The organism is Chamaesiphon sp. OTE_20_metabat_361 (assembly GCF_031364565.1).
The window spans coordinates 1-11,037 of sequence record NZ_JANLWO010000378.1 but is presented as its reverse complement, the minus strand read 5'-3'; the positions used below and the strand labels follow the sequence as shown (position 1 = coordinate 11,037).

Annotated in this window: 9 protein-coding genes and 1 pseudogene; 3 read left to right on the top strand and 7 right to left on the bottom strand. The window is 48.0% G+C overall.

The genetic code is table 11. From position 1 onward, the window contains the following. Window positions 1-99: 99 nt before the first annotated feature. On the bottom strand, window positions 100-1,116 hold the full coding sequence (locus tag RMO35_RS11105; protein WP_309741198.1) for a TOBE-like domain-containing protein: 1,017 nt from the start codon (window positions 1,114-1,116) through the stop codon (window positions 100-102). Window positions 1,117-1,320: 204 nt separating this feature from the next. On the opposite strand from RMO35_RS11105, the gene RMO35_RS11100 reads away from it, so the two are divergent. After that, window positions 1,321-1,758: an Rrf2 family transcriptional regulator gene (locus RMO35_RS11100; protein ID WP_309741196.1), complete on the top strand. Its 438-nt coding sequence runs from the start codon at window positions 1,321-1,323 to the stop codon at window positions 1,756-1,758. A gap of 95 nt (window positions 1,759-1,853) precedes the next feature. Here RMO35_RS11100 and cysW read toward each other — a convergent pair whose 3' ends face one another. The 5 genes from cysW to RMO35_RS11075 form a co-directional block, all read right to left on the bottom strand. Further along, on the bottom strand, window positions 1,854-2,717 hold the full coding sequence (gene cysW, locus RMO35_RS11095) for a sulfate ABC transporter permease subunit CysW (RefSeq protein WP_309741194.1): 864 nt from the start codon (window positions 2,715-2,717) through the stop codon (window positions 1,854-1,856). Further along, a complete protein-coding gene (cysT, locus tag RMO35_RS11090) occupies window positions 2,707-3,573 on the bottom strand; it encodes a sulfate ABC transporter permease subunit CysT (protein ID WP_309741192.1) in 867 nt (288 codons plus the stop codon). Before cysT ends, cysW begins: the two co-directional genes overlap by 11 nt. Window positions 3,574-3,751: 178 nt before the next feature. Then, a complete protein-coding gene (locus RMO35_RS11085; protein WP_309741190.1) occupies window positions 3,752-4,801 on the bottom strand; it encodes a sulfate ABC transporter substrate-binding protein in 1,050 nt (349 codons plus the stop codon). A gap of 104 nt (window positions 4,802-4,905) precedes the next feature. Next, window positions 4,906-5,763, bottom strand: coding sequence for a DUF1361 domain-containing protein (locus RMO35_RS11080; protein WP_309741187.1), 858 nt, complete (start codon window positions 5,761-5,763; stop codon window positions 4,906-4,908). Between the two features lie 156 nt (window positions 5,764-5,919). Further along, a complete protein-coding gene (locus RMO35_RS11075; protein WP_309741182.1) occupies window positions 5,920-7,347 on the bottom strand; it encodes a phospholipase D-like domain-containing protein in 1,428 nt (475 codons plus the stop codon). Window positions 7,348-7,772: 425 nt separating this feature from the next. Between RMO35_RS11075 and RMO35_RS11070 the strand changes: the two genes are divergently transcribed. Continuing rightward, complete coding sequence (locus tag RMO35_RS11070) at window positions 7,773-8,153, top strand: hypothetical protein (protein ID WP_309741179.1); 381 nt, start codon at window positions 7,773-7,775, stop codon at window positions 8,151-8,153. Between the two features lie 73 nt (window positions 8,154-8,226). Continuing rightward, window positions 8,227-9,396, top strand: coding sequence for a cysteine desulfurase family protein (locus tag RMO35_RS11065; RefSeq protein WP_309741177.1), 1,170 nt, complete (start codon window positions 8,227-8,229; stop codon window positions 9,394-9,396). 107 nt (window positions 9,397-9,503) lie between these two features. Here the strand turns inward: RMO35_RS11065 and RMO35_RS11060 are convergent. Beyond that, window positions 9,504-11,037: pseudogene (locus RMO35_RS11060) on the bottom strand (hypothetical protein); the annotation flags it as partial.

Genomic DNA, 11,037 nt, shown 5'->3' with positions numbered 1-11,037 from the left:
ACTAGAAACTACACTCGATCGAGTCGATCGGAATGTAAAGGTAAGACTCGTCTAATTTTTGCATCAATGTCGCTAAAACCGTAGCTGACCGTTAGAAATTTAGATTGAATAATACAGGGGAAAAGATTTAGCTTCCTTGGGTTTGACATACACAGTTTGCTGAGGCTCCAAGTGTAACTCGTCGAAGCGATCGCGAGTTAGATGTGCGGAAATAACTTGCCCGTCAGCTAAAGTTAATTCGGCTTGAATTTCCCAGCCGAGATGGATAATTCGCGTCAGCGTAGCTTTAACCGTCGTCTCATCGGGTTCGGTTGCGATCGCGACATCTTGAGGACGGAGATATACTTGAGGATGATTGGCTTCAAAGCCGTTATTTTGGAAGATATCGGCACTGCTAGGTAACACGTTCACGGGGCCGATAAAGCTCATTACAAATGCACTCGCAGGTCGGTCATAAATCTCCGCTGCTGTCCCGACTTGCTCGATTTGACCTTTATTCATCACCACGATTTTATCGGCTACTTCCATCGCCTCCTCCTGGTCGTGAGTGACAAATACCGTCGTCACATGTACCTCGTCGTGGAGACGGCGCAACCAGGCGCGTAAATCCTTTCTCACCTTGGCATCCAACGCTCCAAAAGGTTCATCTAATAATAATACCTTCGGTTCGACAGCCAGCGATCGCGCCAAAGCCACCCGCTGCCGCTGTCCGCCGGATAACTGGGAGGGATAGCGATCTCCCAAACCTGCAAGCTGCACTAGATCTAGCAACTCATCGGCTCTAGCTTTAATCTTCGCCGCACTCGCCTTGCGAATCTTTAAACCAAAGCCGATATTTTCGCGAATTGTCATGTGCTTGAACAGCGCATAGTGCTGAAACACAAACCCGATATTTCGCTCCTGGACGCTCTGATAAGTCGCATCGGTACCCGTAAGCCAAATTTTGCCATTATCAGGGGTTTCTAGCCCCGCAATCAGCCGCAGGAGTGTCGATTTGCCCGGTCCTGACGGCCCCAGCAACGCCACTAGCGCACCCGATTCGATCTCTAGGTCAACATTCTCGACTGCCTGAAAGCTGCCAAATTGTTTCGAGACATTTTTTACTGATATACCCATTTATTTAAGATACTCGATCGCTAGAATATTTAATTAAACCTATACTTAACAATTGAATTTATTTTATACCTAATTTAAAAATCCGCTTACTTAGCATCGAATTATTAATTTAGACAACATATACCCTCCCACAATTATAAGCTACTACGACAGATCGAGCGGAAAACCGTGATATCTTAAAGATAATACCCGATCGAACTACTTGTGGAACTATCTTCTCGACTAGAATACGCTTTAGTTGCCCTGCTCGAAATTGCCGATCGTCAGGCGCAAGGCAAGCCGCTCAAAGTCAACGAGATTGCGGCTAGTCAAGCATTGCCAGAGCGATATCTCGACCAGATTTTTACATTGCTCAAACGCCAAGGCATTATCTCCAGTCAGCGCGGGATGAAAGGTGGCTATCTCCTTGCCAAGGAACTCTGGCAGATTACATTGTTAGACGTGGTAGTTGCGATCGAAGGTAGTGGCAATCGTAAAAAAGTCGATCCCGCAACCCCCAGCACCCCAGAAAAAACCGTTATCGTGCAAACGTTCGCCGAAATCAAAGATTCTGTAAATGACATCTTAGTTAATTACACTCTTCAAGATTTAGCGAAAACATTGGAAACTCAGCGTCAAAGCAGTCCAATGTATTATATTTAGGGAATAGGGGATAGAATAGTAGAGGGTAGATCTGTAGATAGTAGTAGTAGGGTGGGCACTGCCCACCATCTAGAAATTATGCTTAATTCCTTCAATTAAGATTTGTCTTTAATTCGCGTTTTACTTTCTAAAACTTCCTTAATAACCAACGTAACTGCGGCGAGTAACGCCAGTAGAACTGCGGCGGAAAAAGCAGCTTCGGTTTCATATTGCTTATAAACTTCTTCGACAAACAACGGCAAACTTTGAGTCGTATTAGCCACATTTCCCGACACCACCGAAACCGCACCAAACTCGCCCATCGCACGAGCATTTGTCAGCAACACGCCATACATCAACCCCCAGCGAATATTCGGGATAGTTACCCGCCAAAATATTTGCCAGTCGCTAGCACCGAGAGTTCTGGCGGCTTCCTCTTGGTCTACACCAGCCTCTTCCAAGACAGGAATTACCTCTCTGACGACAAAAGGCATACTCACAAAAGCAGTCGCTAGAGCCATCCCTGGAAAGGCAAACACGATATCGATGCCGCGATCTTGGAGCCAGCCACCAAACCAACCTTGACGCCCGTAGAGCAACATAATCATCAAGCCTGCAACTACTGGCGAAATCGATAAGGGCAGGTCGATAATACTTAATAATAACGTGCGCCCTGGAAATTGATGCCGCGCGATCGACCAAGCCGCACACAGTCCAAATATGGTATTAATCGGGACGGTAATCAGCGCTAAAGAGACAGTAATCCTGACCGCATTGAGAAAGTCTGGACGTGTTAAATTAGCTAAAAATGGTTCTAATCCTTTATGAAATGCCTGGTAGAAAACATTAATCGCTGGAATATAAATAACCACACTAATGTAACCGATCGCGAGTCCAATTAAGACGATCGGTACCCAATTAGTTGCTTTCTGTGCTGGCCCTTGTCGGACTAAAGTATTAGGAATATCGCTAGTCTTCATAACGCTGACCCCAAGCTTGTAAAATATTGATGGCAAGTAATAATACCAGGGAAATCAATAATAAAACTACGCCAATTGTCGTCGCACCAGCATAGTCATATTGCTCCAATCTTTGAAAGATCAGTACTGGGGCAATTAGATCTTTAAAGGGTGTATTAGAAGCGATAATTACCGTCGAGCCATATTCACCAACCGCACGGGAAAACCCCAACGCCATCCCCGTCAAAATCGATGGTAATAACGGCGGGAAAATTACTTGGCGAAATGTTTGCCAATCCGACGCACCCAAACACCACGCCGCTTCTTCGATATCGCGTTCTAGCTCGATCAAGACAGGTTGCACGGTACGGACGATAAATGGTAAAGAGATGAATAACATTGCGATCCCGACTCCCAACCGCGTGAAGGCGATTTTGATGCCAAATGGCGCGAAGATACCGCCAATCCAGCCATTTTCGCTGTAGACTGTGGCTAGAGTTAGTCCAGCGACTGAAGTTGGTAATGCAAATGGGAGATCGATCGAGGCGTCGATGATCCGTTTGCCAGGAAAATCATACCGTACTAAGACCCACGCGATCGCGGTGCCGAATAAACCATTAATCAGGGTGGCAATCAGTGAGGTGGTAAAAGTCACATCATAGGTAGATATGGATTCTGGACTGCTAGCTATCGCCCAAAATTTAGCCCAGCCGCCACTTCCCGCCTTGGCAAACATTGCCGCCAGTGGCAACAAGAGCATCGCGCTCAGATAAAACCAGGTAATCCGCCAAGTCCATGATAAATGCCGGATGCGATCGAACCACTGTCGCCAAGTTGATTTTGGTTTGACGAGACTGGCGGTGATAATATTACTCATGGAGATATTCTGCTGAAGGTAACAAGTCTTTCTAAATTAACGCGCTCAGATCGTCGCACCTATTTGGCTCTGTACAACTACTGTAGGGTGTGTTACCGCGTCAGCGTAACGCACCATTGACGATCTGTAGGGTGTGTTACCGCGTCAGCGTAACGCACCATTGACGATCGTAAATTAGTTATTTCTTGCCAGCTTGAATTTTATCGTAAACACCGCCATCCTCGAAGAATTTCTGCTGAAAACTGTCCCAACCGCCATATTCGGCGATTGTTCCGAGGGTTTTGATTTTGGGGAAGCGGGGATCTGGTGCGGCTGTGGAAGCCGGACGATAGCCCAGCTTCACAAATTCAGCTTGAGATTCTGGCGAGAACAGATACTTGACAAAAGCTTCGACGACTTCGCGATTGCCATGTTTATCGACATTCTTATCGACAATCGCGACAGGAGTATCGATCGATACATTCACATCCGGCACGACATAATCGAGGGATTGCCCTCTTTCTTTGGCAAAAATTGTCTCATTTTCATAGTTGAGGAGCGCATCGCCTTGTCCCTGCTTGGCAAAAGCATCGGTAGCTTCCCGAGCATCCTTCGGCTGCACGACCACATTTTTAAACGCATTGGTGACAAATTCGGTGGTTTTGGCTTCATTCCCCCCCAATTTGCTGGCACTGTTCCATAAAGCGAGGAAATTCCAGCGTGCGCCGCCAGAGGTTTTGGGATTCGCTGTCACCCATTTGACATCGGGACGCGCCAAATCGGCAAAAGATTTGATTTGTTTGGGATTGCCGGGACGGGTGACGATCGCGACGACCGAACGCGCGACAATACCATTGTTTGGTAATTTTTTTGCCCAATCTGGCGAAACGAGGGCAGCTTGCGCTAATTTATTGACATCGCTACCCAAGGCTAGATGCACGACATCCGCAGGTAAACCGTCAATGACGGCGCGGGTTTGAGAACCAGAACCGCCGTAAGTCTGCTTGAAAGTAACTTTTTGGTTTTGTTCTTGTTGCCACTTGGTTGTGAATTTTTGAATGATGGCATCATGAGCCGCTTTGGGTACGGCATAGCCAACAAGAGTGATGGTAACGTCCTGTTTCGATCCTGCCTGAGAATTGCTGGTTGACGGGGCATCACTCTTACCGCAAGCACCCATCGATAGGCTCAAACCCGCGCCAATGAACAATCCTACAATCGATCTTGTCACCTGCTGGCTGACGGTCATGACGTTGCCTCTAATAAATCTACTGTATTTAGATCGGAATATAGTTCAAATCTCTGGCTCATTCTAACAATATCCCTACATTAGGTCAATAGCAGGTAATTTTGCTAATAGCTATAGATTGCTGACTTGGAGACGATCGGCTTACATATTGCATACAAAATTGTAATGATTAAGAACGTTAATAAAATGACTAATAATGGGAATTTACCAATTAATTCCCCTGGTAAAATTGTTAAAAACTGTTTTGGTTGAGTAACTAAACTCCAGCTATTAAATCGGATAAATCTACCGATATAAATGCCGATCGCACAGAGGAAGTGTAAGCTAAACTCAATAATCTTGGTATATCGATCGAGCTGATATTTGTGTAAATATCGATTGACGTTGGCTAGTGAAAATATATAAGAAAGCCATCCCAGTCCGATAAAAATAATATAGATAGGAACGATAATTAGCGTGATCGTCCACACCGAAGTTAACGTCCGCACCGCTTCATAAAAATGAATGATGTCCGTAAGAATATACGGTGCATTTGGTAGAATAGCTAAAAATAGAAACAATCCCACCCACCAAAAAATCGAACGGTGGTGCTGTGGTGTCTCCCTGAGTACATAAGCATCTCGATCGATCTGAAAGCGGCGTTCGACGATCGCCAAAATGATAATCAGACCGATCGCGATCGCTAGAAAAATTATTCTGACACCCCATAAAGACAGCAAGATTCGCTGGAGCGCTTCGAGTAAATCGCCATTGTTGTATTTCTTGATACCGACAATAAAGCTTGCGCCGAGTAAGATATAAATACTCCAGCAAAACGCTCGCGATCGAGGACGATCGAATAGAAAAAAACTGAGAGTTAATGGAACGAGCGCCAGAAAACTATTCCAAGCAATCCGACCGATATCTTCGGCAATAACTTGAATGGTTGGCTCGATCGAGAGCGGAATTTGTAATAAAGTCATGCTATCCGAACCGGATCTGATTAATCGGTAATTCGCGGTCTAAAATTCTATACAAGCTACAGCCTAACATTTAAAATCTCATCCCTAACTTAGCGGTTAGAAACCGCGACTTCAGTCGCAGGCAAAAAGTAGGTAGCAACTTGGGCTGCCCAAAGTCTATCCACACCGCTGACTTTTCAGTCGAGCGGGGATGCCTATAATCGCCTGTTCGTAAAGTCGGTCAAACTCGCGATCGAAATGTGCAGCGACGGTAGGATTGTCCTGAATGACTAAAAGTGTCTCATCATTACGATAATTGGCAGCATTCGACCAATTATGCGAACCAGTAATCACGGTGCGCCGATCGATTATCGCAAACTTATGATGGAGGAGGTCGCCAGTGGGTAAAGTCGGTACTCCAATTGTCTCTATAAGTGGTGAATTAGTTCCCACTGGACAACCAGTACTAGTAGCCCCGCCCATCAGTGCCAAACCCGAACTGTAATCCCGATAAGCAAACTCCCGATCGATCGTCCCCCGCACCTTAACACCTTGCTGCGATCGAGCTTGTAAAATACTTGCTAACCCAGGTTCTGAAAACACAAATAGGGCAAAATCGACCTGCTGTTGGCTCGTACTTAGAAATTTCCCGATCGAACCATTGCTACTATCCTCCCAGGCCTGTTGCTGAGAAGTCGGCGAAAATTGCACCAGCACCCGCGTTTTACCGACAGATACCTCTAACGGTAGTCGCGCGGGTTTGCGTGCCTTAAATTGGCTAATTTGGTTGGGTGTGTTGCCATCGCCCCACATCAGCTCGAACTCATTTGTAAAGGCTGCGGCTAATTCGCGACTTTCGAGTTGGACGAGATTGTTTTGATTGCCCTCGCTCTCGGGATTACGAAAATCGCCATAGATATCACTCATCGTCCAATTTGCCGAAGTGACAATTACCTGACGTCCGTCTACTACCATAAATTTGTGGTGCATCAACCCGCTCCCCCGCGAATCATCCGCAGTATCATCGACGATTGGAATCTGGGCATTTTGGAGAATAATCAGCGCATCGCGTTGGTTAATCTCCGCAGGTGAGAACGTGCCATTGCCGTCGAGATCTGCTAATTTTTGAAATTCCTGATAGTGCTGGCGCTCCCGTGGCTGCAACCCTTCGATATCGGCACCAGCCAATTCGCTCAGCGGACGCCGATAATTGGATTCTAAAATTACGCGAACTTTAATCCCTGCCTGCGATTTAGCAGCTAGAGCCGTAGCGATATTCGGTAATTGCAACTGTTGGACGGCGACATCAATTTGGGTGGTAGCAGCGTCGATCGCATTTATTAACCTAGCGGCTAAATCCTGTCCCAGCCTGGTTTTGTGTCGGTAAGGTTCGGTAAACTCTACTGACCGATCGTGGTTAAAATAGACTTGAATTGATGGGTCTTGCGGTAGTGGCGGTAAAGTTGCCTGAATCTTGGATGGCGATCTGCCAAAGAACCAATATCCACAGAAAATAATAGTAACACCGATGCTCCCAAGAGCTAAACTAGATAACAGAGAGGAGTGTAATGTGCCGCAAACGCTGCTAAACCGTCGAAATTTCACAGGGAAACTCAAAAATTATGAATGATAAATGATGAATTAATAGCTCGATACTATTAATGCCGCAATTGTTTGATGTCATCTCAACTACGAGAATACCGAATTTATTGTATCATTTATTACTCAAATGTTGTCTAAAATCACTGCACGGCTGTCTATGCTCTAGAATTGCCAAATAAAGGTGTCGATCGTTAGCTTGGCTAATTGTCGATATTGAGGCTAATCTAGATTGTGACTGTCAATTGCGGCGATCTAGGCGAACAGCTATGAGAGAAGCGACGATAATGCTTGCCAGCAAGCACGATCTAACTTCGATTGACCGTACTAGCGCGGTAGGATCGACATCATTGTTTAAATTTCCATGCAGCTAACTTGTAACTGCTTACTTACCATTTTTACAAATTACCTTAGACATCGAGGGAGATATTATGAGCAGACGAAGAAAAATGTTTCAATGCGGTCATAAAGGCTATGGTCAGATTTGCCATCGTTGCCTACAAGAGGAGGTAGATGTCAATGAAAAGAAAGAAAAAAAACGGACTTGGCATGATAGTTTTGCCTTCGATCCGATCGATCTTAAAAGCTTACCATCACATGTGGTTTTAAAAGCTAGAAATATTATTGTCGGTCTTCAAGATCGCAGGAATTATCGGGAGTTTGGGGGCAAAAGGCTGCGCCACAACCGATTAGTAATTAGCATTCCCGTGACTCGAAATTATCGGATGTTGTGCTTTGAACAAGATGGGGTGCTGCAACCCAAAGAAGTCTTATCCCATGAAGACTATAATATATGTAAGCCAGGTAGCTAGTAGAGATGCAGCTATGTGGATAGCAGCAGACACTCGAAATAATTGACGTCAAAATAATTAGCTATTCTAGTTTATGCAGATTTACCTAGATCACAGTGCGACTACTCCCACTCGTACCGAAGCGATCGCGGCGATGCACCGAGTCCTCACAGCCGAATGGGGCAACCCTTCGAGTATCCATCAGTGGGGCGAACGCTCGTCAACCGCGATCGAACAAGCGAGATTTCAAGTAGCAGCATTGCTGAACGCCAACCCCGATGCGATCGCGTTTACATCGGGGGGTACTGAAGCTAATAACCAGGCAATTATGGGGGTGACAAATCAATATTCAACCCCTCAACATGTCATTATTTCGAGTGTCGAGCATTCATCGATTAATGCCCCAGTAGAATGGTTAGCAACCCGAGGCTGGCAAGTCACCAAATTGCCCGTCGATCGATCGGGGCGAATCGATCCTCAAGATCTCGCCCGTGCCATTCGTCCGAATACCGTGCTGGTATCGGTTATCTCCGCCCAAAGTGAAGTCGGCACGATTCAACCGATCGCCCAATTAGCGGCGATCTGCCGTCAGCACCAAATTTGTTTCCATACTGATGCCGTCCAAGCGGCAGGGAAAGTCCCGATCGACGTGCGGGCACTGGGGATCGATCTCCTCTCAATCTCCAGTCACAAGCTTTATGGCCCTCAAGGTGCAGGCGCACTTTACATCCGCCCAGGTTTAGAACTGATCCCCCTCCTCGCTGGCGGGGGACAGGAAATGGGCTGGCGATCTGGAACTCAAGCAGTACCCCAGATCGCTGGCTTTGGCGTGGCGGCTGAGTTAGCAAGTGAAGAACTAGCCCTCGAAAATAGCAGGCTCATCGGTTTGCGCGATCGCTGCTTCGAGCTACTCGCCAATTGCCCGATCCTCGTCCCCACCGGGGATCGTTGGCAGCGCCTGCCCCATCACCTCAGCTTTTGTCTACACATCCCCGATCGCGATACCTCAGCATCCGTTACGGGCAAAACGATCGTCCGCCACCTCAATTTAGCCGGGATCGGCATCAGCTCCGGGGCGGCTTGTGCCAGTGGGAAACTCACTCCCAGCCCGATTTTATTAGCGATGGGATACAGTCAAACCGAGGCAGTCAGCGGTATTCGCCTAACGCTCGGCAAGAGTACCACGGTCGCCGACATCGACTGGACAGCAATGGTACTCAAACAAATTCTCGATCGATTAGTACCACAATTAGTCTGTGCCTAATTTGGATTTAAAATGTCTCAAACCTATGTGGTGGGCAGTGCCCACCCTACTGGGACGACTTTTACCTTTTACCCAGTCTCCCAGTCTCCCCATCCCCCCATCTCCCGTCACTCCCACTCCTGAAACCGATCGAGCCAACGTTGCAGGGCGCGTTTGATTTGTTCTTTGCGGCGCTCGAAGTTGGCGGCGAGGGTGATGATGAGGACTCCGGCGAGGAGTCCGATTGCCCATTTGGTGATGGGGTATTCGGTGATGAGGATGAGCAATTGATAGGTATTGGTAAGTAGGAAGGCGATCGTGCCGACGTAGAGCCATGCGCGGACTCTGACGAAGATACCGATACTGGCGATCGCGAGTCCGATACCGATGGGGAGCCAGGGTTGGTGCCAGAGTAAGGCGGTGACGGCGATGATGCTGCTGCCGAGGATGCGTCCGTAGTGGCGATTTTGCCTAGAGGTTTGCCAGTAAGGATCCCATTGGACTGCGGCTAAAATCGACAAACCGATCGCGGTGGCGTACCAGAGGGGACTGGTGAGGTTGTAGGCAAATAACAGCCGAAACGCTGCCCAGTTGAGGAAGATCGCGCTCAGGTAAGCCCACCCAAATTGCCGTTGGCGGCGGGCTACTCCGGCGTAAAATACTGCCAGAACGATGAGGTTTAGCAGGGAGATCCGATCTAACTCGAAGATGACTCGCGATAGTGGTAGGAGGAGGGCTATGAGCCGCCAGGGTCGATCGCGCCAGCCCCATTGTCGCCAGGGGGCTAGTAAGATGATGAGTCCGAGCAGACAGGAAATTAAAATTAGACCCTCATCGAGGATGCCGAGGCGTTGGAAGATCGATCGGGCGTAGATACCGACGCCCATGAGTTCTGCTAAACCGAGGTAGATCCACCAGTCAGCCCGATCGCGCTGGGATAGTCCTTCATGTTGACTGGCGCGTGCTTGAATTAAGGCGTAGCCGCCCAAGAGGATGCTAATGCCCAGATGGACGAGGGTGAGTTTGGGGGCGACGGAATCGGTAGGAATGCTGGCGGCGGCAACTTTCCAGGCACTCGCGATCGCCCAGTGGAGGTGCGCGAAGTTTCTCAAGCCAGCGAGGGTAAAATTGCCCCACTGCAAGGGATCTTGGCGCGATCGCCACCATACGCTCAACCGATAGCTGAGTGCGAGGATGGCGGTGACTAAGCCATAAATAGTGAAGGCATCGGCAATATTACCACCGGGCGGAGCTTGGAGAATGTAATGGGTGACTAGCTCGTAGCAGCCGCCTGTGACTAGTAGTAATCCGCCATAGCCGACGCTCGGGCTGAGTCGGCGACTGACTAGCACGGCGACGATGCCGACGGCGATCGTTAGCAATCCAGTATAAGTTGTAAAAAATGGCAGTCGCAGCAATAAGCCCCAACTGGCGAGTAATAATGGTGCGAGTTGAAATTCGAGTTCTGGCTGGTGGCGGGTTCGCAGCCACAAGGGGAGGGCGAGGAGGATATTAACTGTTGCCAGGATGAGGGTATCGCCACCGAGGAAATGGACGAGGGCAGCTAGGGCGATTTCACTCGTCCAGATCGTACTCCAAAACCAGACAGCGGCTGGAATTGCGGATTGCCACCGTTGGCGAAATTGGATGGCAGTGATGAGG

Coding starts and splice junctions, on each gene's coding strand:
- RMO35_RS11085 (WP_309741190.1), bottom strand. CDS start 4,801: ATGACCGTCAGCCAGCAGGTGACAAGATCGATTGTAGGATTGTTCATT.
- RMO35_RS11080 (WP_309741187.1), bottom strand. CDS start 5,763: ATGACTTTATTACAAATTCCGCTCTCGATCGAGCCAACCATTCAAGTT.
- RMO35_RS11070 (WP_309741179.1), top strand. CDS start 7,773: ATGAGCAGACGAAGAAAAATGTTTCAATGCGGTCATAAAGGCTATGGT.
- cysT (WP_309741192.1), bottom strand. CDS start 3,573: ATGAGTAATATTATCACCGCCAGTCTCGTCAAACCAAAATCAACTTGG.
- RMO35_RS11065 (WP_309741177.1), top strand. CDS start 8,227: ATGCAGATTTACCTAGATCACAGTGCGACTACTCCCACTCGTACCGAA.
- RMO35_RS11105 (WP_309741198.1), bottom strand. CDS start 1,116: ATGGGTATATCAGTAAAAAATGTCTCGAAACAATTTGGCAGCTTTCAG.
- cysW (WP_309741194.1), bottom strand. CDS start 2,717: ATGAAGACTAGCGATATTCCTAATACTTTAGTCCGACAAGGGCCAGCA.